The following is a 21,078-nucleotide window of genomic DNA, read 5'->3' as shown; positions in this document are numbered from 1 at the left end:
CGCTTGTCCGCGAAGACTGAGCGGCGTTCGCTACAGATTTTGTAGCAAATTTTGAAGGATTCTGACCATCGCTACTGCATTTCGCGACCGCCGCCACCGCGAGGAACGCCAACACCGCCTGAACCGGGAAATCATGGCCCCGGAAGTCCGCCTGATCGGCCCGGATAACGAGCAATTGGGTGTCGTGAGTCTTGCCGAGGCCTTGCGCTTGGCCGGAGAACAGGACGTGGACCTGGTGGAGGTTGTCGCGGCCGCCAACCCGCCCGTGTGCCGCCTCATCGAATACGGCAAGTTCAAGTACCACGAGCAGAAGAAGGCGGCCGAGGCGAAGTCGAAGCAGAAGGTCATCGAGGTCAAGGAAATCAAGTTCCGACCCGGTACCGACGACGGCGACTACAACATCAAGATGCGCAACATCAAGCGCTTCCTTGAGGACGGCGACAAATGCAAGATCACGCTGCGCTTTCGCGGTCGCGAGATCACGCACCAAGAGTTGGGTCTGGCACTGTTGCAGCGCATTCGCGATGAACTGGGCGACCTGATCATGGTCGAGCAGTTCCCGAAGCTTGAAGGCCGGCAGATGATCATGATGATCGCGCCGGGCCGCAAGAAGGCTGGCGGTGGTGCACCGAAGCCGGCGGCAGATGCTGCGGCTCCGGCCGCATCGCCCGCAGCGGCTTGAGAGCCAGGGTCGCCTCAGTAGCGAGGTTTTGAAGGGATTTCGCCGTTGCCGGCGTTTCGAAAGAAGCGCAGGCAAGGGCGAGATAAAGAAGTGTCTCGGGGCCAACAAGTCCGTGGAGCATCCATGGCGCCTCACGAGCACAAACTAAAGGAGCATTCACATGCCCAAAATGAAGACCAAGAGCAGCGCGAAAAAACGTTTCCGCGTTCGTCCCGGTGGCACCGTCAAGCGCGGTCAAGCCTTCAAGCGTCACATCTTGACGAAGAAGACCACCAAGAACAAGCGTCACCTGCGTGGTGCAGTTGCAGTGCATGAGACCAACATGGTTTCCGTCGCCGCGATGCTGCCCGGCCGTGGCATTTAACTCAGACGAACAAGGAGTACACACATGCCTCGCGTCAAACGTGGTGTAACGGCTCGCGCCCGCCACAAGAAAGTTCTCGCACTCGCCAAGGGTTTCCGCGGTCGCCGCGGCAATGTCTTCCGCATCGCCAAACAGGCGGTGATGAAGGCAGGCCAATACGCCTACCGTGACCGCCGTACCAAGAAGCGCGTGTTCCGTCAGCTGTGGATCGCGCGTATCAACGCCGCTTCGCGCGAACTGGGCCTGACCTACAGCCAGTTCGCCAATGGCATCCGCAAGGCCGGTATCGAGATCGACCGCAAGATGCTGGCGGACATCGCCGTGCATGACAAGGCCGCTTTTGCCGGCATCGTGGAGCAGGTCAAGGCCAAGCTGGCTGCTTGATTCTGCACAGCAGGCTGCTGCTTCCGGGCGGCTTCCTGCGCCCACGGCTCAAGGGCTGGCGCTTGAAAAGGCTCCAGCTCTTTTTTATTTCCCCTCGAAGATTTTTGTTGCTATGAACGAGTTGGACTCCCTGGTCGACACCGCGCGCGCCGCGTTCGCCGAAGCGAAGACGCCCGCTGAGCTCGAGAACGCCAAGGCGCAGTTCCTCGGCAAGTCGGGCCGCATCACCGAGCTGATGAAGGGCATGGCCGCGCTGAGCGTCGAAGAGAAGAAGTCCCGCGGCGCCGCGATCAACGTCGCCAAGCAGGCCATCGAGGCCGCGTTGACCGATCGACGCCAGCAACTGGCCGATGAAGAACTCTCGCTGCAGTTGCGCGCCGAGGCGCTCGACGTGAGCCTGCCCGGCCGTCGCCGCATTCCTGGCGGCCTGCACCCGGTGAGCCGCACCCTGGAGCGCATCGAGGAGATCTTCTCGAGCATGGGTTTCGACGTGGCCGATGGCCCCGAAATCGAGAGCGACTGGCACAGCTTCACGTCGCTCAACAACCCGCCGAACCACCCGGCGCGTTCGATGCAGGACACCTTCTACGTCGACCTGAACGGCGACGATGGGATTCCTTACAACCTGCGTCCGCACACCAGCCCGATGCAGGTGCGCTATGCCCACCAGCACATCAAGAAATACGCCGCCGAGTTCGCAGCCGCCGCCGCAGACACCACGGGCACCGTGAAGGCGCCCGAGATCCGTGTGATTGCGCCGGGCCGTACCTACCGCGTCGACAGCGACGCGACCCACTCACCGATGTTCCACCAGTGCGAAGGCCTGTGGCTCGGCGAGAACGTCAGCTTCAAGGACTTGAAGGTCGTCTTCACCGACTTCTGCCGCACTTTCTTCGAGCGCGACGACCTCGTGCTGCGCTTCCGGCCGAGCTTCTTCCCGTTCACCGAACCCAGCGCCGAGATCGACATCCAATTCCAGACCGGACCCCTGGCCGGCCGCTGGCTCGAGGTGTCGGGTTCCGGCCAGGTGCATCCGAACGTCGTCCGCAACATGGGTCTCGACCCGGAGCGCTACATCGGCTTTGCCTTTGGCATGGGCCCCGACCGTCTCACGATGCTGCGCTATGGCGTGAACGACCTTCGCCTCTTCTTCGACGGCGACCTGCGTTTTCTTTCGCAGTTCCAGTAAGCCGCAGGCACCCATCCATAGATAAAAAACAGATCGAGATCGAAGAGATGCAATTCCCGGAATCCTGGCTGCGCGAGTTCTGCAACCCGCCGCTCGACAGCGCCGCATTGGCCGAAACCCTCACGATGGGTGGTTTCGAGGTCGAAGAGCGCCGTCCGGTGGCGCCGCCTTTCACGCGCATCGTGGTCGGCGAAATCAAGGAAGCCGTGCAGCACCCGAACGCAGATCGCCTGCGCGTCTGCCAGGTCGACGCGGGGCAGGGTGCTCTGCTGAACATCGTGTGCGGTGCGCCCAATGCGCGCGTCGGCATCAAGGTGCCGTGCGCGCTCGTCGGCGCGGAACTGCCGCCGGGCGAAGACGGCAAGCCCTTCCTCATCAAACTCGGCAAGCTGCGCGGCGTCGAAAGCCAGGGCATGCTGTGCTCGGCGCGAGAGCTGCACCTGAGCGAAGATCATGGCGGGCTGCTCGAGCTCGCATCCGATGCGCCGATCGGCGCCGATGTGCGCGAGGTGCTCAAGCTCGATGACTCGCTGCTCACGCTCAAGCTCACGCCCAACCTGGCGCATGGACTCAGCGTGTACGGTGTGGCGCGCGAACTGTCGGCGCTCACCGGCGCACCGCTCAAGACGCCGGCCATCGCACCGGTGGCAACGTCGTTCTCCGATGTGCTGCCTGTCAAGGTCGAAGCCCCCGAACTCTGCGGCCGTTTCTCAGGCCGCATCGTGCGCGGCGTGGACACCAAGGTTGCCACGCCGGGCTGGATGGTCGAGCGCCTCGCGCGCTGCGGCCAGCGCAGCGTCACCCCGCTGGTCGACATCTCGAACTACGTGATGTTCGAGTACGGTCAGCCCAGCCACATCTTCGACCTCGACAAGATCCACGGCGGCCTCACCGTGCGTTGGGGCAAGGCGGGCGAACAGCTCAAGCTGCTCAACGGCACCACCATCACCGTCGACGACAAGGTCGGCGTGATCGCGGACGACCGCGAAGTCGAATCGCTCGCGGGCATCATGGGTGGCGATGCAACCTCCGTGTCCGACGACACGCGCAACATCTACGTCGAGGCCGCCTTCTGGTGGCCCGAAGCCGTGCAAGGTCGTTCGCGCCGCTTCAACTTCTCCACCGATGCGGGCCATCGCTTCGAGCGCGGCGTCGATCCGAGCCGCACGGTGCAGATCATCGAGCGCATCACGCAACTCATCGTCGAGGTCTGCGGCGGCCAGGCCGGCACGATCGACGACCAGAAACTGCATGTGCCCGAAGCCTCGCCCGTCACGCTTCGCGTGGCGCGTGCTTCGCGCGTGATCGGCATGCCGCTGACGCAGGCGCAGTGCGCGGATGCGCTCGGCCGCCTCGGTTTCTCGATCACCGAAGGCGAAGGCACGCTGACCGTCGCACCGCCGCCGCACCGCTTCGACCTGTTGATCGAAGAAGACCTGATCGAGGAGGTTGCGCGCCTGATCGGCTTCAACAACCTGCCGACCGTTGCACCGCTCGCGCCCATCACCGCCCGCGTGCGGCCCGAGGCGCAGCGCAGCCGGTTCGCTGTGCGTCGCAGCATCGCCGCGCTGGGCTACCAGGAAACGATCAACTTCAGCTTCGTGGAAGCGCATTGGGAGCAGGACCTGGCGGGCAACACTGACCCCGTCAAGCTGCTGAATCCCATCGCAAGCCAGATGAGCGTCATGCGCTCGTCGCTTCTCGGCTCTCTGCTGCAGGTGCTCAAGTTCAACCTCGACCGCAAGGCGCCACGCGTGCGCGTGTTCGAGCTGGGCCGGGTGTTCATGCGCGACGACAGCGTTGCGACCACCGACAGCACCGTGCGCGGCATCGACCAGCCGATGCGCGTGGCCGGGCTCGCCTGGGGCGATGCCGATGAGGCGCGCTGGGACGGCAAGTCGCAGCGCATCGACTTCTACGACGTCAAGGGCGATGTCGAGGCGTTGCTGTCACCGCTTGTGCCGACCTTCGAGGCGGCCGAGCATCCCGCGCTGCATCCCGGGCGTTCTGCGCGTGTGCTGGTCGACGGAAAGGCCATCGGCTTCGTCGGCGAGCTGCATCCGCGGTGGCGCCAGAAGTGGGACTTCGCGCAACCGCCGGTGCTGTTCGAACTAGACCTCGATGCCGTCATCGCGCGTCCCGTGCCTGTGGCAAAGCCGGTGCCCAAACACCAGGCCGTGGAGCGGGACATTGCCGTCGTCGTGGCCGAGGCCGTGACGCACGACGCACTCATGCACGCCATTCGCGGTGCGACTGCTGCCACGGGTCTGCTGCGCGACGCGACGCTGTTCGACATCTATCGTCCGCAGCCATTGCGCGACGGCGCCGTGGCCGCGCCCGGTGCACTGGCGCAAGGCGAGAAGAGCATGGCGGTGCGCCTGAGCTTCCAGAGCGACAGCGGCACGTTGACGGACGAGCAGGTCGAACCCGCTGTGCGTGCGATCGTCGAACAACTGGGCGCCCAGGTCGGCGGCCGCTTGAGGGGGTGATGAGAATGAACGCTGCCGAATTCACGCTCGAGGCTCTCGAGACGCCTGCGCTCACCAAGGCGCATCTGGCCGACCTGCTGTTCGAGCAGATCGGCTTGAACAAGCGTGAGTCCAAGGACATGGTCGAAGCGTTCTTCGAGCTCGTGGCAAACAGCCTCATCGAAGGCACCGACGTGAAGATTTCCGGCTTCGGCAACTTCCAGATTCGCGTCAAGGCACCGCGGCCGGGGCGCAATCCGCGCACCGGCGAGGCCATTCCGATCGGCGAGCGCCGCGTGGCCACTTTCCACGCGAGCGCCAAGCTGAAGGAACAGATCCAGGGAAGCGCCGAGCAGGGCGCCGCGCCGGAAGTCGAGTGGAGCCTGGGCGCCGAATAGTGCTTGGTGCTGTGCGCCTGCGTGGAGTAATCTCTAAGGTTTCCCGCGCACGGTCTTGATTTCAATGGAGAAAACGCTCCCGCCGATTCCTGTCAAACGCTACTTCACCATTGGTGAGGTCGGCGAACTCTGTGGCGTCAAGCCCCACGTGCTTCGCTATTGGGAGCAGGAGTTCACGCAGCTGCGCCCCATGAAGCGGCGCGGCAACCGCCGCTATTACCAGCATCACGAGGTGCTGATGATCCGTCGCATCCGCGATCTGCTCTACGACCAGGGCTTCACCATCAGCGGCGCGCGCAACAAGCTGCAGGAATTGGTGCAAGGCGATCGCGATCGCCGCAAGGCTGGCGAGGTGCCGCTCGAAGGAATGGAAGCCATCGAGATCGACCAGGAAGAATTCGACGCGGCCATCGTGCAGGACTCGCCCGAACCGGTCCACGTGAGCACGGAAAAGGCCGTCCGGGAACCTGACCTGTCCCAGTTGTTGCACTTGCGCCGCGAACTCTTTGAAATTCGTGAGCTGTTGACTGTCGGACGCTGAATTTCAACGGCTATAATCGAGAGCTTCGGTGTGTGGCGCAGCCTGGTAGCGCACTTGCATGGGGTGCAAGGGGTCGAAGGTTCGAATCCTTTCACACCGACCAAAAACAAGAAATGAAATCAACGGCTTAGGTCCACAAGACCTAAGCCGTTTTTCTTTGTGCGGGTGGTTGGCAGGCCTTCTTCGGTCGTGCCCAAGCGACCGCGACGCCGAGCTTTCGGTGTGCAACATCCGCGTGTGCCGTCTTTCATCCTGCCTATCTTCCGAATGAAGATTGCCAACCCCCCACCCGAAGCGATTCGCGGCACCATGAACTCCTCGACGCATTCCAAGGAGAACATTCATGAAGGTACTCAGGCAAATCATCGGCGGTGCGATTTCCGTTGCCGGCGCGGTCGTGCTCGTGGCACAGCACGTCTGATCGGACATTCGTCCAATGGCGCGTCGGGCCCTCGAAGCGGACAGTACGGGTTCTCCCATTCCTCCCGTCACTTCCGCAAGAAAGCCCTCATGAAAACCATCCAGCGCTTCAAGCTCGCCGCCGCTGCCGCCGTCATCGGCCTGTCGTTCTCCGCCGTTGCCGCAACGGCTGCAACACCCGTCGCGCCCGACACCTCCAGGCCCAGCGTCGTGATCGTCCACGGCGCCTTCGCCGACGGTTCCGACTGGGCCAAGGTGATTCCACTGCTACAGGCCAAGGGTGTGCACGTGGTGGCGGTGCAGAACCCGCTGACCTCGCTCGAGGACGACGTGGCCGCGGCCAAACGCGCGATCGATGCGCAGCCGGGCGAGGTCGTGCTGGTCGGCCATTCCTGGGGCGGCTCGGTCATCACGGAGGCGGGTGCGAACGACAAGGTCGCCTCGCTGGTCTATGTGGCCGCCTTCGCGCCCGATGCGGGCCAGACCTCCGCGGAACTCGGTAAGGACTATCCGCCCGCGCCAGGCTCGGCGCACATCGTGGCCGACGCTTCCGGCTTCCTGTCGCTCACGAAGGAAGGCATGAGCCGGCATTTTGCGCAGGACCTGCCGGCCTCGGCCACGGCGGTGATGACGGCCACGCAAGGCCCGATCCTGGGCAAGTCCTTCGAGCAGAAGCTGCCCATCGCGGCCTGGAAGACCAAGCCTTCGTGGTATCTGGCCGCCACGTCCGACCACATGATCCAGCCGGCGCTGCAGATCGAGATGGCGAAGAAGATCGGCGCGCATCTCACACGCGTGAACAGCAGCCACGTGCCGCAGCAGTCGCAGCCGGCCAAGGTGGCCGAGGTGATCCTGGACGCTGTGCGTCAATCCAAGTAAGGTCCCACGTGCCGGCGGCGGGCGCTCCGTCGCGGCACGCTCTTCACTTCGCCGTCGTTTCCCGTGCAGCCTCCTTCTCCGATCCAGGTCTTCGACGCCATCCGCGCGCTTGCATTCGTCGGCGATCTCAGCATGGGACAGCCGATCGACCAGTCGGTGCGCACCGCGTGGCTCGCGTCGCGCCTAGCGGCAGCGACCGGTGGCGACGAGGCGGTGCAGGGGCACGCGGCATGCGCGTCGCTCCTGCGTTGGTCGGGCTGCACCGCGAACGCGCCCGAATTCTCCGATCTGCTGGGCGACGACGTGGGCGGCCGGCGCGCCATGCTCGCGACCGCATCCGCGCGCGCGGCAGCAGACTTCGCGGGCTCGATCAGCCCGCTGGCCGAGATCCACTGCGAAGTGTCCGGCGACATCGCGCGCACGTTGGGCATGCCCGCGGCCGTGGAACTGCCGCTGCGCCACATGTTCGAAACCTTCGACGGGCAGGGCAAGCCGCTGGGCCTCGAGGCCGCGCGCATTCCCGCCGAGGTGTTCATCGTCACCGTGGCGGGCGACCTCGAGATCTTCTCGCGCGTGCACGGGCTGAACAATGCGTTGCGCTACATCGCGGAGCGCGCCGACGCGCGTTATCCGGCGTTCCTCGTCGACGCTGCGCAGCGCCACGCGGTCGACTGGCTGCACATGCTGGAGCAGGGTGCGTCCACCGAACCGATGCCCACGCCCGTCGCGCTGCGCGACATCACCGCGCCGCTCGAACTCATCGCCGATGTGATCGATCTCAAGCTGCCATGGATGACGGGTTACTCGCGCCGCGTGGCCGAAGCTGCGCAACGCTGTGCGGCAGGGCTGGGGCTCGATGCGGCGCAGCAGCAGCGCATCTACCGCGCGGGGCTCATCCACGGCATCGGCCGCGCGTCGGTGCCCAATGCGGTCTGGGATTCGCCCGGCGTACGCAGCGAGGCCGATGCCGAGCGCCTGCGCCTCGTGCCCTATTGGACCGAGCGTGCGGCGCGACGCATCGACACGCTTCGCGACGAGGCTGGCATCGCATCCTTCGTCGACGAGCGGCTCGACGGCTCGGGCTTCTTCCGCGGCGTAAAGGGCGCGGCCATCGACACCGAAGGCCGCGTGCTGGCCGCTGCCGCGCACTGGGTGGCGCTGCGCACCGCGCGGCCCGGCAAGCCTGCGCTGACGGAGGTCGAGTCGATCGCGGCGTTGCGCGCGGAAAGCGATGGCGGCCGGCTCGACGCGCAAGCCGTCGCCTTGCTCACCGGCCATCCGCAACCTGCCGCCGAGGCGTCGTCCGCCGATGCAGCTGCGCTGCTGTCGGGCCGCGAAGTCGAGGTGCTCGGCCGCATCAGCCTCGGCGAAAGCAACAAGGAAGCGGCAAGGTCGCTCGGCATCAGCCCGAGCACCGTGCGCGCCCATCTCGAGAACATCTTCCGCAAGCTCGGCTGCACCACGCGCGCCGCCGCCACGCTGAAGGCGATGACGCTCGGGTTGCTCTGACGCCCGGTGCGCGGCCGTGCCGCATCATTGAGCCGCCGCCACCGCCTCTTCGAGGAAGTCGAGCCGGTCCTGTCCCCAGAAGAGTTCACCGCGGTACACGTACGACGGCGAACCGAAGACGCCCGCCGCCACCGCGCGATCGGTGAACGCGGCATAGGTCCGTGCGACTTCGCCGGTGGGCGCATCGCGCATCAGCGCGGGCGCGTCGAAACCGCAGTCCGTCACGATGCCTGCGAGCGTGTCTGCATCCGAGATGTCCTTCTCCTCGCACCACTGCGCGCGGAGGATCGCCTTGCAGAGCGGCACCACGTCATGCCCGCGGTCGGTGGCAGCGATGACGATGTGCGAGGCCAGCGTCGCATCGGGACACATGAACTTCGGGCTCGGGTTGACGTGGATGCCCAGCCGCTTGCACCAGCGCCGCAACTCGGCCACGCGGTATTGCTGCCGCTCGGGTGCGCGCAACGGCAGCAGGATGCCACCGGTGCGCGCATACACGGCGGGCAGGTCCACCGGCATGTAGCGCACCGTGACGCCATGCCGCCGCGCCAGCGCATCGAGGCGGTCGGCGCCCAGGTAGGCCCAGTCGGAGTTCATCCACAGGTAGCAGTCGATCGACTTCGCCATCGCGCCAGCCTCCTGAGTCATGGCGCAGCCTTGGCCAGCGGCTTCGGAATCGGTGCGAAGCGCTCGCTGCCGTGCATCTTGAAGGCGCTGATGCACGCCACCACGCCCAGCGCGCCGAGGTACCAGGCCACGTAGGCTGGATTGCCATCGCCCCGGGCCAGCAGCCAGGTCGCCATGATCGGCGCGAGCCCGCCGCCGATGGCGCCCGAGACCTGCACCGCCAGCGAGATGCCCGTGTAGCGCACCTCGGGCGGGAACTGGCTGGCAAACAGGCTGCCTTCGGGACCGTACAGGCAGGCATACACGACGCCGATGGCCATCACCGCCGCCACGTTGATCCAGAACACCTCGCGGGAGTGCAGGAAGTCGAAGAAGAGCGGAGCGCATGCCACGATGCCGACCGTTCCCAGCATGAACACCCACTTGTGGCCGATGCGGTCGCCCAGGATGCCGCACAGCGGCATCATCACCAGCGCCGCCACCGCGCCCCAGATGGTGGCGTCCAGCATCACGGTGCGCGCGATGCCGAGCGTGCCGGTGGCATAGGCCAGCGCGAAGGTCACCGTGGTGTAGAACCACGTCACCTCCGCCAGCCGCGCACCCACCACGACCAGCGTTTCGCGCGGGTACTTGCGCAGCACTTCCATCACCGGCAGCGCAACCTTCCTGCCGCGGGTCTCCATGCGCTCGAAGTCCGGCGATTCGGCCACCTTCACGCGGATGAACCAGCCCACCAGCAGCAGGATCACGCTGGCCACGAACGGAATGCGCCAGCCCCACGACAGCATGTCGGCCTCGGGCAGCTTCGCCACGGCGCCCATGGCCAGCGACGACAGGATCAGCCCCGGCGCCACGCCTGCCTGCGGCAGGCTGCCGAAGAAGCCCTTCTTGCCCGCCGGCGCATGCTCCACCGCCATCAGCACCGCGCCGCCCCATTCGCCGCCGACCGCAATGCCCTGCAGGAAGCGCATCAGCACCAGCAGCACGGCCGCCCAGTAGCCGATCTTCTCGTACGACGGGATCAGCCCGATCAGGATGGTCGGTACGCCCATCATCAGCAGCGTGATGAGCAGCATCGACTTGCGTCCCACCTTGTCGCCGAAGTGCCCGAACACGATGCCGCCCAGCGGCCGCGCGAAGAAGCCGACCGAGTAGGTGGCGAACGCGGCCATGGTGCCGGTGATCGGATCGAACGAGGGAAAGAAGATCTTGTTGAAGATCAGCGCCGCCGCCGTGCCGTAGAGGAAGAAGTCGTACCACTCGATGGTGGTGCCCATCATGCTGGCAAGGCCGGCCGTCACGTAGCCTTTCCGCGCCGCCCTTGTCTCGTCGCCCGTGGGGAGTTCCTGTGCGTTCATCATCTGTACCTCGTGCCGCGTTCAGCGCACCGCGGAAGGCATGGCCTTCGTCTGGCGGCACCAGTAGTTGAAGGTGCCGTTCACGATCGACGGCTTCAGCAGGTAGTCGTGCGCCTCTCGCGCCAACGCGTCGTTCACCGGTGTCAACGCGCCATAGGCGGCCTGTGCGCGCAGCTGCATGCGTGCGGCGCGTTCCAGGTACACCGAGAGGTAGGTGGCTTCCTCGATGCTGCAGCCCGCAGTCAGGTAGCCGTGGTGCGCCAGGATGATCGAGCGCTTCGTGCCCAGCGCTTCCGAGATCAGCACGCCTTCCTGGTCGGCGATCGGCACGCCCGGCCAGTCGGCCAGGAACGCGCAGTCGTCGTGCAGCGGCGTCATGTCCATCTGCGCGATCACCAGCGGCTGGCGCGCAGCGGCCAATGCCGAGGCCCAGGGCGAGTGCGTATGCACGATCGAGTTCACGTCCTTGCGCGCGCGGTACACCCACAGGTGAAAGCGCGTGGCCGGGTTTGCCATGCCTTCGCCGGTGAGCGTGTTCAGGTCCTGGTCGACCTCGATGAAGTCGTCGGGCGTGGCCTCGTCGAAGCCGAGGCCGAAGCGCAGCGTCCAGTAGGCGTCGGGTCGTTCCGAGCGGGCGCTGATCTGGCCTGCCAGCCCGGCTTCCTGTCCGGTCATGGCCAGGATGCGGCAGGCGTACGCCAGCGTTTCCTTCATGCTGCGCGGCGCGTCCTTCAGGTGCTGCGCCATCTCGCGCGTGGCGCGCTCGTCGAAGTATTCCTTCGTGCGGAGGTCGTCTCTCATGTGCTCTTTCCTCGTGGTCCGGCGGCCGCCGGCGAGGGCACGTTTGCCCGCGCCGCGGCTGCTGCGGGCGAGTATGGAGAGGCAGTGCCGCGCGAGCCATGCACCCATGTGCATAGCTGCTATGCGGCGCCGGACGCTAACCGGCGATGTCCACCGCGGTGGCGATCAGTTCCTCGACCAGCGGCGGCACCGGCCGGTCGCATCGCACGATCGCGACCACCCGGCGGCGCAGCACCGGCTGCACGATCGACACCTTGCGCAGGCGGTGGTCGCCCATGAGCTTGTCGGGAATGCGCTGCGGAAGAATGCAGGCGCCGATTCCCGAGGCCACCAGTTCCAGCAGCGCATCGACCGTCTCGGCCTCCGCCACGAACGACGGCTCCAGGCCGCTGCTGTGGATCATGCGGCGCAGCACGTAGTGCGACGGAAAGCCCACCAGCCGCGGCAGCTCGCTCGACAGGTCGATGCTGTCGCCGATGGCGCTGGCCTCCTGCACCACCAGGCACATGTCGTCGTCGAAGAGCGGCGTGGACGCCAGGGCCTGCGAGGCCACGGCCGAGTCGTAGACGAAGCCCGCATCGGCCTTGCCGCTCTCGACCAGCTCCACCACCTCGGGCGAGCTGCGGCCCATGAGCGACAGGTTCACGCTGTCATGCTGGCTCACGAAGCGCGCGACCACGTCGCCCATGAAGTAGTAGCTCAGCGTGTGCACCGTGGCCAGTCGCACCGTGCCGTGCGTGACGCCTTCGCGCGTTCGCACCGCGTCGAGCGCGGCATCGATGGTGCGGTAGCTGCCCTGCGTCAGGTCGCGCAGCTTGCGGCCGGCTTGCGTCAGCTCGACGCCGCGGCCGGTGCGCAGGAACAGCGGCTTGCCCAGGTGGGCTTCGAGCGAGGCCAGCTGCCGGCTCAGGCCCGACTGCGTCTGGTCGAGGTCCTCCGCCGCACGGGACAACGACCCCAGTTCGGCGATCCTGAGGAAGTAGCGAAGCTGGCGGTCGAAGCTGTCCATTCGGGTTCCGTGTCGGAGCCCGAAGTTAACACCTTGGCTGCCCCGGGGCGCTGCCGGCTGCGGTGGTCAGCCGAAGGTGAACACGAAGGCCTGTGCGCCCGGATCGAGGAACTCGATCTCGAACAGCCTGTCCTTCTCGTCCGCCTTCCGCCGCACCAGCTGGTAGAGCCGCTGCGCATCGACGACGCCGTTGCCCTGCGCGTCGGTGTCGTCGCCGTGGTCGGCCAGCGGCGGCTTTCCGTCGATGCGCACGCGGAAGCGCACCGGCTTGCCGTTGGCAGCGGGTCCGATCACCAGGTGCAGGTCGCGTGCATGAAAGCGGTAGGCGATGCGTCCGTCCGGGCGTTCGAGCCGGGCGCGCTCGGCGTCGACCGTCCATTCGCCGTCGAGCGCCCACTGGTTCAGGCGCAGCGATGCAGGCGCCTGGTAGGTGCGGGCACGGTCGCTCGCGATGCCGCCGGGCGACGCGAAGTTGTTCGCACGCTCGTAGCCGAGGTAGGTCTCTCCCGACTCGGGCAGGGTCTCGGCCGCGGCCGCCTGCGTGCCCTGGCCGACCGGCGCCACCAGCTGCCCCGGCACCGCACCGTGTCCGGCCTCGGCCAGCAGCTGCTGGATGACCTGTTCAGACTTCTCGTACATGCCCTCGCCGAACTGGTGATGGCGGATGCGCCCCTGCGCATCGACGAAGTACAGCGCGGGCCAGTACTGGTTGCCGAAGGCGCGCCAGATGGCGTAGTTGCTGTCCACCGCCACCGGGAAGCCCACGCCCAGGTCCTTCGTGGCGCGGCGCACGTTGGCCGGCAGCTTCTCGAACGCGAACTCCGGCGTGTGCACGCCGAGCACCACCAGGCCCGCATCCTTGTACTTCTCGGCCCAGGCGCGGATGTAGGGCAGGGTGCGCAGGCAGTTGATGCAGGAGTAGGTCCAGAAGTCGACCAGCACCACCTTGCCGCGCAGGCCCTCGGCCGTCAGGGGCGGGCTGTTGATCCATTCGATGGCGCCCGCGAGGGGCGGGATGGCGCCTTCGTCGCGCAGCGCGAGCGCGGGCTTCCTCGGCGCCGGTGCCTCGGGTTGCGCGGCGGTCAGCATCAGGCCGCCGCGGTCGACGCCGGCATCGGCCTGCGATGCCGGCAGCGACGGCTTCGCATCGATCTTCTCCACCAGCGCCTTCTCCAGTGCCGACGTGGTGCCGAACGAGATCCGGCTCAGCAGGCCGGTGTCCAGGCCGAGCGCGATGGCGCCCACGCCGGCCAGCACCGCCACACCGGCCACGCGCCGCAGCCATTCGCCGGCATGCAGAGAGCCCTTCATTGCAGAGAAGACCCGCCCGCCGAACAGCAGCGCCGCCGCCAGCGAGGTACAGGCGCCCGCTGCGTAGGCCAGCAGCAGCAGCGACGTGCCGAAGCTCGCGCCGTTGAGCGCCGCACCGGTGAGGATCAGGCCCAGGATCGGCCCCGCGCAAGGCGCCCACAGCAGCCCCGTGCCCACGCCCAGCATCAGCGCGGAGAACACCGACGCCTTGGCCTGTCCCTGTGCCTGTTCCTGCCCCGACAGCCGCATGCCCAGGCTCACCAGCGGCCGCGTCAGCCGGTCGGCGACCGAGGGAAACAGCAGCGTCACGCCGAACAGCGCCAGCATCGCGATGGCGGCGTAGCGCCCGTACTGGTTCAGCGTGACCACCCAGTTGCCGCCCACCGCGGCGAGCGTGGCAATCACCGAGAACGCCAGCGCCATGCCGGCCAGCATCGGCAGGCCGTGCGAGCGGAACGGGCGGTCGGCCCGTGCGAACACGAAGGGCAGCACCGGCAGGATGCACGGGCTCAGGATGGTGAGCACACCGCCCAGGTAGGCAACGATGAGGATGAGCATGGCGTCAGTCTCCGCTTGGGTTGATGACAGTGGAAGGTCGGAAAGAAGGAGCGAAAGGGGACCCCTCGCGGTCTCGCACTGCGAGCCGCGTCCGTGGGGTGGATCGGTGGATGAGAGGCGCTGGCCGGTGCGGCGGGCTCAGCCCGGCGCGGGGGCGGTGGTGTCCAGCGTGAGCCTGGCTTCGAGGCCGCCTTCGTCGCGGTTGCGCAGTGCCAGCTCTGCCCCCATCGCCACCGCCAGTTGCTGCGCGATGGCCAGGCCCAGGCCGGTGCCGCCGGTGCTGCGGTTGCGCGAGCCTTCCACGCGGTAGAAGGGCTTGAGCACGTTGTCGAGCTGGTCGGGCGGAATGCCCGGGCCGTTGTCGATCACCGCCAGCACCAGCTTGCCGTCGCCCGCCTGCACCTGCAGCCGCACCTGGTCGCCGAACTTGAGCGCGTTGTCGATCAGGTTCGTCAGGATGCGGCGCAGCGCATTGGGCCGCGACACGATGGGTGCGCCCGCGCGTCCGTCGAGCAGCACCTGCTGGCCCGCGTCCTCGTAGTCGGCCACCATGCTTTCGAACAGCGCGTCGGCGTCGATGCGGCAAGGCGGCTCGGTGGCGCCGTGCAGCGTGCGCGCGTAGGTCACGCCTTCGCGCACCAGCGCATGCATCGCGTCGAGGTCCTGGCGGAACTTGTGGCGGTCATGGTCGCTGTCCATCAGGTCGGTGCGCAGCCGCATGCGGGTGATGGGCGTCTGCAGGTCGTGCGAGATCGCCGCAAGGATCTCCACGCGCTCCGACATGTAGCCCGCGATGCGCTTCTGCATCGCGTTGAAGGCGCGCGCCGCGTGCTTCACCTCGGTGGGGCCTTCCTCGGCCAGCTCGGGGCCCTTCAGGTCGGGGCCGAGCTCGTCGGCCGCGTCGGCCAGCTGCGCCAGCGGGCGCGTCACCAGCCGCACCGCGTACCAGGCGCACACGGCCAGGACCGTCAGCTGCAGCCACAGAACCCACATGACCCAGGCCGAGACCGGCATGTCGACGCGGCGCGCATGAACCAGCAGCGACGAGCCGTCGCCCAGCCGCACCTGGATCTGCAGCTCCTGCGCCGGGCTCGACACCTGGCCGATCTTCACGATCTCGAACGGCCGCATCGCGTCCGCGATGGCCGTGGCGAACTGCGCCAGCACCAGCGTCTGCGGTGCGGTTCCCTCGGCCGCGCCGCCGAGCGTGAAGTGGTAGTTGCGCCGCTCCAGCCGCGCGAGCCAGCCGGCGCGCTCGGCGGCGGGCAGCCGGTCGAGGATGGCCACCGAGCTGGCGATGTCGCGCTCGATGCCGGTCATCATCAGCTCGCGCATCGCGATGCCGCGTTCGTAGCGGATGGCGGTGAAGGTCAGCAGCTGTGCGATCGCCAGGCCGACGACGATGATCAGCGTGACCCGCGAGAACAGCGTGCGCGGGACCAGCCGGCGCCAGCCTTCGAGGGGCACGGGCGCCGCGGTGGCGACCGGTGCGGGGGGCGCGGTGGATGCGGTCGGCATGGAAAGGCTCGCTGAGGTGGGCATGGACAGGTTTATAGCCCCGGCTTCGCCCCCGGCGCCGGCGGTTTGTATTCCAGTGTGTAGCCCCGTACAACCGCACATAGAACATTACCTGCCTGCACCTGCCCGGCGCGCCGGGCGAGGGCCGTGCCTACCTGGACAGCTCGATGCGGCGCACGAAATCCAGCGTCTCGTCCGGGCCCGGCCCGGCGATGCGGTTGCGGTTCGGCTCGCGGCGGTGGTCGAGCGTCACCTGCCGGCCGATCAGCGCCTTCTTCAGCCGCGAGCCGCCCGATTCGGCGTCTTCGTCGAACCAGTCGCCGCAGTGCCCGTCGCAGTACGCCGTGATCCGCTGGCCGGTGGCCGACTGCACCACCACGTGCAGGTCGTCGATGCCTCCGCCGCCGCGCAGGGTGCCCGAGAGCGTGGCGGCCAGCGCGGCACCGGGGAGCACGGCGGACAGCAGCGCGACGGACAAGGCGAAGGAAAGCGAGAGGGAGGGAGCGGTCTGGCGATTCATGGCGGCCGCCATGATAGGCGCCGGTCGTGTCCGCTCGTTCCTGCCGCGCCGCGCAACTTAGTGTGGCCGCCGTGCGCTCCGGATACACAGGCATACAAAGCCGCTTGCTGGCTTCGCCAGCCGGGCTACATTGCGGGCTTCCGCTTTTTCACACCGCGCGCGCCGCGCCGCAAGGCCATGAATTCCAAGACCTCCGACCACATCCTCATCGTCGACGACGACCGGGAGATCCGCGAGCTGCTCACCACCTACCTGGTCAAGAACGGCCTGCGCGTGGTGGCGGTGCCCACGGGGCGGCACATGCGTGCGGCGCTGGAGGAGTCGGGCCCGTTCGACCTCATCATCCTCGACCTGATGCTGCCCGGCGAGGACGGCCTCACGCTGTGCCGCGACCTGCGCACCGGCAAGTGGAAGGCCACGCCGATCCTGATGCTCACCGCGCGAAGCGAGGAGGCCGACCGCATCCTGGGCCTCGAGATGGGCGCCGACGACTACCTGGCCAAGCCCTTCTCGGCGCGCGAACTGCTGGCACGCCTGCGCGCCGTGCTGCGCCGCACCCGCATGCTGCCGCCGAACATGCGCTCGACCGAGTCGGCCTCGAAGCTGGCCTTCGGCGAATGGCAGGTCGACACCACCGCGCGCCACCTGCTGGACGAAAGCGGCACCATGATCGCGCTCAGCGGCGCAGAGTACCGCCTGCTGCGCGTGTTCCTCGATCATCCGCAGAAGGTGCTGAGCCGCGACCAGCTGCTGAGCCTCACGCAGGGCCGCGAGGCGGAACTGTTCGAGCGCTCCATCGACCTGCTGGTGAGCCGGCTGCGCCAGCGCCTGAACGACGATGCGCGCGAGCCGCGCTACATCAAGACCGTGCGAAGCGAGGGCTACGTCTTCGCTTCGGCGGTCGAGGCGCTGGACTGAGTCGTTTCAGCCCGGCTCGCCGTGACGCTTGCGGCGCGTGCCGGGGCCGGCGGGCTGCCGCGCCGAGATGCACTGGCAGTTCACCGGGTTGCGCACTTCGTGCGCGATGCCGCCTGCGAAGAAGAGCAGGGCAAACCAGAGCTTCTTCATCTCACGAACCCCTGGTGGCGGAAGCCGGCGTTGCGGCTGACGTGGCTGGGACCGGTGATGGCGCTGGCGATGGCTCGGCCAGCAGCGCCTGGATCTTCTTTTCCGTCGTGCCGTAGCTGCCCTCGCCGAAGTGCGAGTAGACGATCTTTCCCTGCTTGTCGATCAGGTACACGGCCGGCCAGTACTGGTTGCGGAACGCCTTCCAGGTGCCGTAGCTGTTGTCCTGCGCCACCGCGTGCCCGATCTGCAGGCGCTGGATTGCGTCCTTCACGTTCTGCGTCGACTTCTCGTAGGCGAACTCCGGCGTGTGCACGCCGACCACCACCAGACCCTTGTCCTTGTACTTCTCGTTCCAGTCCTTCACGTAGGGAAGGTGGTTCAGGCAGTTGATGCAGGTGTAGGTCCAGAAGTCGACCAGCACCACCTTGCCGCGCAGCTGTTCGATCTTGAGCGGCGGCGAGTTGAGCCAGGTGTCGATGTTCTGGAACTCCGGCGCGGCCTGCGCCTCGGCGGCCGGAACGTCGCCGCCGCCGAACGAGGGCGCGGCGAATGTCAGCGTCAGCGCGGCCGCCGAAGCCGTGAGCGCCACGGCGAAGAAGGCGGCGGGGGAGCGGGCAATGGATCGGGCGATGGAGGGGAGTGCCATAGTGAGGTCCTTCGGAAGAAAGTGACCCGATTCTTCTTTGCGCGACCCCCTGCCAGCGCGTTCTGCGTATGCCTCTGTATCCGCGGGACGAGGCAAGCACACTACGTTGCACGAAAAAGCGTTTGCAGGTGCCTGGCCTCACAGCATCCGCGGCTGCCTGGCGTAGCGCACCAGGTCGTCGCCGAGCCGCAGCGCCAGCGCGGCCAGCGGGCCGGTCGGGTTGTAGCCCGCGTTGTGCGTGTACACCGAGGCACCCACCACGAACAGGTTCTGCGCGTCCCAGTGCTGCAGGTGCGGCGACACCACGCTCGTCGCGGGCTCCGCGCCCATGATCGTGCCGCCGGTGGTGTGCGTGGTCTGGTACAGCCGCGCGTCGAAGTCGCCGCGCCGCGGCTGCGGCGTGCCCACCGTCGTGGCGCCCATCGCACGCGCGATGCCGGCGGCCTTGTTCGTCACGTACTCGCTCATGCGGTGATCGTTCTCGCGGAAGTTGAACGTCATGCGCAGCAGCGGCATGCCGTAGGCGTCGCGGTAGGTCGGGTCGAGATCGAGGTGGTTCTCGCGGTGCGGATAGTTGCTGCCGTGCACCGCCACATTGAAGGCATGCGCGTACCAGTCGGCATTCGCCTGCTTCCATGCCGACCCCCAGCGCGGCGTGCCGGCCGGCAGCAGGCGCGAATTGATGGGGCGCCCGTTCGTCACGTTCGAGTAGATGTACCCGCCGCCGAAGAAGCCCAGCCCCGCGTGGTCGAAGTTGTCGCCGTTGAACTCGTCCACCACCATCTGCGACGCGCCGGAGGCCATGAAGGGGTTGATCCACCTGTCCTTGAAGAACACCGGCACCGACGACATCACCTGGTAGCAGAAGTTCTTGCCGACCACGCCCTTGCCGCTCTTCGGGTCGTAGGGCCGTCCGATGCCGCTCGCGAGCAGCAGCCGGGTGTTGGTCATCGTGAAGCCCGAAAGCACGACCACGTCGGCCGGCTGCTCCCATTCCTGCGCGGTCTGCAGGTCGATGAAGCGCACGCCCGTCACCCGCCTGGCGTGCCGGTCGTAGTCGATGCCGGTCACCTGCGAATGCAGCCGGATCTCGAAGTCGCGCTGCTTCTGCAGCATCGGATACAGCAGCACCGCCGGACTGGCCTTGGCGTTGGCCTCGCAGAAGAAGCGCTCGCAGTGGCCGCAGTACTGGCACGGCGCCAGCTTCGCGCCATCGGGGTTGGTGTAGGCGCGCGGCGAGTTCGCGGCCGGCAGCGGAAAAGGCTTGTAGCCCAGGCTCTGCGCGGCGGCCTGGAAGATGCGGCCCGACTCGAGCATCTCGAGCGGCTTCTGCGGAAAGTCGCGCGTGCGCGGCGCCTCGAACGGGTTGCCGCCCTCCACGATCCGTCCGCCGATGTTGCCGGCCTGGCCGGCGATGCCGAAGAGCCGCTCGAACAGGTCGTGGTACGGCTCCATCTCGGCGTAGCCGATGCCCCAGTCCTGCACGGTCATGTCGCGCGGAATCGCGGCCTTGCCGTAGCGTGATTCCAGCCGCGTGCGCAGCGCCGGGTCGTATTCCGCCCAGCGCCAGGTCTGGCCGTTCCAATGGTTGGCCGCGCCGCCCATGCCTTCGCCGGGCAGGAAGGCCTCCATGCGGCGCACGGGCAGGGCCTGCTCGCCGACGGCATGGCGCAGCGTGTAGGTTTCGCTGGCCCAGTTCTGGACCAGGCTGTTGTGCACGCCCCAGCGCAGTTCGTCGCGCTGGTTGGGCAGTGTGGCGGCGGCGCTGCCGGCCAGGTCGCCGCCGCGCTCGAGCACCAGCACGTCGATGCCCGAGTTCATCATCTGCCGCGCGGCGAGTGCGGCGGTGAGTCCGCCGCCGACGAAGACGACCGAGCGCCTGGGAAGTTTCCGGATCATGGGGGGCCTTCTTCTTTCCTGTTCAGCTGAAGTCGCCGATCGATTGCGGCGAGGCCGCACCGGGAAACGCCCGGCCGCGGAACTCGACGACATTGCGCGCATGCAGCGCCGGCAGGCCGGGAAAGCCCACCGAACGCCAGAAGACCTTGTCCCGGTTGCCGCCGTACATCGGGTCGGCGAAGCAGGCCTGCACGAACAGCGGATAGAACGCGTCGTTGAACCACGCGCCGAGCGCGAAGCGCGGGTCGTCCCATTGGTCCGCCGCCACTTCCTGCAGCAGGGTGTCGATCCGCGCGGCGTCGAGCTGCTCGATGGGCTTGCCCGTGCGCTTCTGCGTCTCGCGGCGCAGCGCCGCAATGCCGGCCTTGAAGTGGTCCTCGGGCGTGAGCGGCGACTGGTAGCCGTGCTGCGGCTTGCCCGGCTGCCAAGGCCCTTGCCGGTAGAGCCGGTCGCCGCGGCCCCAGGCGCCAGCCAGCTGGCGGTCGATGAACACATGCAATCCGCAGTCGACGCCGCCGGGCGTCAGCGCGTCGGCCGGGCACATCGCATCGACCAGCGCCTCGACGCACGCGGCCTCCTGCGGGCCGAGCGAGAGATAGCTCGCACGCTGCGGCGCCACGGCCCCGGCTGCGGCCCCTTGTGCCCCGGCCAGCGCAGGCGCCAGGCCGCCGAACAGCGCCGGCAGGGCCAGCGCCGCGCCGGATGCGCCGCCGACCCGGCTCAGGAAGATGCGCCGCGCGGGCGGTGCGTTGTCTTTGTTGGACATGAGGTCTCTCTTCAAGGAACGAAGGCTGCGTGGACAGCTTGCAGGCTGTCGTGCAGCCTTGAGACTCATGCTATTGAGCGATGCCTGGCGCCGGAAGACCGCGCGCGTGAACCATCGGGGTGAGCGATCGGCATCAATGGCGCCGTGGCCGGCGCGATGGATC

At 67.4% G+C, this 21,078-nt stretch carries 21 protein-coding genes and 1 tRNA gene; 11 read left to right on the top strand and 11 right to left on the bottom strand.

Annotated elements, in window-relative coordinates:
* Nucleotides 1-58 precede the first annotated feature (58 nt).
* The 10 genes from infC (at nt 59) to AACL56_RS19465 (ending at nt 8,834) form a co-directional block, all read left to right on the top strand.
* Complete coding sequence (gene infC / locus AACL56_RS19510; protein ID WP_339092903.1) at nt 59-682, top strand: translation initiation factor IF-3; 624 nt, start codon at nt 59-61, stop codon at nt 680-682.
* 160 nt (nt 683-842) lie between these two features.
* The gene (rpmI, locus tag AACL56_RS19505; RefSeq protein ID WP_007832497.1) at nt 843-1,046 is read left to right on the top strand and encodes a 50S ribosomal protein L35; all 204 of its coding nucleotides are present in this window, start codon (nt 843-845) and stop codon (nt 1,044-1,046) included.
* 24 nt (nt 1,047-1,070) lie between these two features.
* Nucleotides 1,071-1,430 carry a 50S ribosomal protein L20 gene (gene rplT, locus AACL56_RS19500; RefSeq protein WP_012747009.1) on the top strand — a complete coding sequence of 120 codons (360 nt, stop codon included), beginning with the start codon at nt 1,071-1,073 and terminating at the stop codon, nt 1,428-1,430.
* Nucleotides 1,431-1,542: 112 nt separating this feature from the next.
* The gene (gene pheS, locus AACL56_RS19495) at nt 1,543-2,619 is read left to right on the top strand and encodes a phenylalanine--tRNA ligase subunit alpha (protein WP_339091461.1); all 1,077 of its coding nucleotides are present in this window, start codon (nt 1,543-1,545) and stop codon (nt 2,617-2,619) included.
* Nucleotides 2,620-2,666: 47 nt separating this feature from the next.
* Nucleotides 2,667-5,108, top strand: a complete 2,442-nt coding sequence (gene pheT, locus AACL56_RS19490; protein ID WP_339091460.1) for a phenylalanine--tRNA ligase subunit beta — start codon at nt 2,667-2,669, stop codon at nt 5,106-5,108.
* A gap of 5 nt (nt 5,109-5,113) precedes the next feature.
* Nucleotides 5,114-5,485, top strand: coding sequence for an integration host factor subunit alpha (locus tag AACL56_RS19485; protein WP_339091459.1), 372 nt, complete (start codon nt 5,114-5,116; stop codon nt 5,483-5,485).
* 64 nt (nt 5,486-5,549) lie between these two features.
* Nucleotides 5,550-6,026, top strand: a complete 477-nt coding sequence (locus tag AACL56_RS19480) for a MerR family transcriptional regulator (protein WP_339091458.1) — start codon at nt 5,550-5,552, stop codon at nt 6,024-6,026.
* Nucleotides 6,027-6,052: 26 nt separating this feature from the next.
* Nucleotides 6,053-6,129 (top strand) — tRNA-Pro (locus AACL56_RS19475).
* 407 nt (nt 6,130-6,536) lie between these two features.
* A complete protein-coding gene (locus AACL56_RS19470) occupies nt 6,537-7,325 on the top strand; it encodes an alpha/beta fold hydrolase (RefSeq protein WP_339091457.1) in 789 nt (262 codons plus the stop codon).
* 63 nt (nt 7,326-7,388) lie between these two features.
* On the top strand, nt 7,389-8,834 hold the full coding sequence (locus AACL56_RS19465) for an HD domain-containing phosphohydrolase (protein WP_339091456.1): 1,446 nt from the start codon (nt 7,389-7,391) through the stop codon (nt 8,832-8,834).
* Nucleotides 8,835-8,858: 24 nt separating this feature from the next.
* On the opposite strand, the gene AACL56_RS19460 is transcribed toward AACL56_RS19465, so the two are convergent.
* The 7 genes from AACL56_RS19460 to AACL56_RS19430 all read right to left on the bottom strand — a co-directional run bounded on the left by AACL56_RS19460 (nt 8,859) and on the right by AACL56_RS19430 (nt 16,536).
* A complete protein-coding gene (locus tag AACL56_RS19460; protein ID WP_339091455.1) occupies nt 8,859-9,482 on the bottom strand; it encodes a 2-hydroxychromene-2-carboxylate isomerase in 624 nt (207 codons plus the stop codon).
* Entirely contained in the window at nt 9,479-10,822 is a 1,344-nt protein-coding gene (locus tag AACL56_RS19455; protein ID WP_339091454.1) for an MFS transporter, read from the bottom strand. The genes AACL56_RS19460 and AACL56_RS19455 overlap by 4 nt, the downstream gene beginning before the upstream one ends.
* Nucleotides 10,823-10,840: 18 nt before the next feature.
* Entirely contained in the window at nt 10,841-11,620 is a 780-nt protein-coding gene (locus AACL56_RS19450; RefSeq protein WP_339091453.1) for an aldolase, read from the bottom strand.
* A 136-nt stretch (nt 11,621-11,756) separates the two neighbouring features.
* Nucleotides 11,757-12,629, bottom strand: a complete 873-nt coding sequence (locus tag AACL56_RS19445; RefSeq protein ID WP_339091452.1) for a LysR family transcriptional regulator — start codon at nt 12,627-12,629, stop codon at nt 11,757-11,759.
* Nucleotides 12,630-12,695: 66 nt separating this feature from the next.
* Nucleotides 12,696-14,498, bottom strand: coding sequence for a cytochrome c biogenesis protein DipZ (locus AACL56_RS19440; RefSeq protein WP_339091451.1), 1,803 nt, complete (start codon nt 14,496-14,498; stop codon nt 12,696-12,698).
* A gap of 138 nt (nt 14,499-14,636) precedes the next feature.
* Nucleotides 14,637-16,016 carry an ATP-binding protein gene (locus AACL56_RS19435; protein WP_339091450.1) on the bottom strand — a complete coding sequence of 460 codons (1,380 nt, stop codon included), beginning with the start codon at nt 16,014-16,016 and terminating at the stop codon, nt 14,637-14,639.
* 151 nt (nt 16,017-16,167) lie between these two features.
* Nucleotides 16,168-16,536, bottom strand: coding sequence for a hypothetical protein (locus tag AACL56_RS19430; protein ID WP_339091449.1), 369 nt, complete (start codon nt 16,534-16,536; stop codon nt 16,168-16,170).
* A 177-nt stretch (nt 16,537-16,713) separates the two neighbouring features.
* Between AACL56_RS19430 and AACL56_RS19425 the strand changes: the two genes are divergently transcribed.
* Nucleotides 16,714-17,454 carry a response regulator gene (locus tag AACL56_RS19425; RefSeq protein ID WP_339091448.1) on the top strand — a complete coding sequence of 247 codons (741 nt, stop codon included), beginning with the start codon at nt 16,714-16,716 and terminating at the stop codon, nt 17,452-17,454.
* Nucleotides 17,455-17,460: 6 nt separating this feature from the next.
* Here the strand turns inward: AACL56_RS19425 and AACL56_RS19420 are convergent, their stop codons facing one another.
* The 4 genes from AACL56_RS19420 to AACL56_RS19405 form a co-directional block, all read right to left on the bottom strand.
* Nucleotides 17,461-17,604, bottom strand: coding sequence for a hypothetical protein (locus tag AACL56_RS19420; protein ID WP_339091447.1), 144 nt, complete (start codon nt 17,602-17,604; stop codon nt 17,461-17,463).
* A gap of 1 nt (nt 17,605) precedes the next feature.
* Entirely contained in the window at nt 17,606-18,250 is a 645-nt protein-coding gene (locus AACL56_RS19415) for a thioredoxin family protein (RefSeq protein ID WP_339091446.1), read from the bottom strand.
* A 138-nt stretch (nt 18,251-18,388) separates the two neighbouring features.
* Nucleotides 18,389-20,149: a GMC family oxidoreductase gene (locus AACL56_RS19410; RefSeq protein WP_339091445.1), complete on the bottom strand. Its 1,761-nt coding sequence runs from the start codon at nt 20,147-20,149 to the stop codon at nt 18,389-18,391.
* Nucleotides 20,150-20,171: 22 nt separating this feature from the next.
* Nucleotides 20,172-20,915: a gluconate 2-dehydrogenase subunit 3 family protein gene (locus AACL56_RS19405; RefSeq protein WP_339091444.1), complete on the bottom strand. Its 744-nt coding sequence runs from the start codon at nt 20,913-20,915 to the stop codon at nt 20,172-20,174.
* Between the last annotated feature and the right edge of the window lie 163 nt (nt 20,916-21,078).

The sequence above is a fragment of the Variovorax paradoxus genome (assembly GCF_902712855.1).
GTDB classification, from domain to species: domain Bacteria; phylum Pseudomonadota; class Gammaproteobacteria; order Burkholderiales; family Burkholderiaceae_C; genus Variovorax; species Variovorax paradoxus_Q.
The sequence above is the reverse complement of the archived record's forward strand: the minus strand, read 5'-3'. Positions and strand labels throughout refer to the sequence as shown.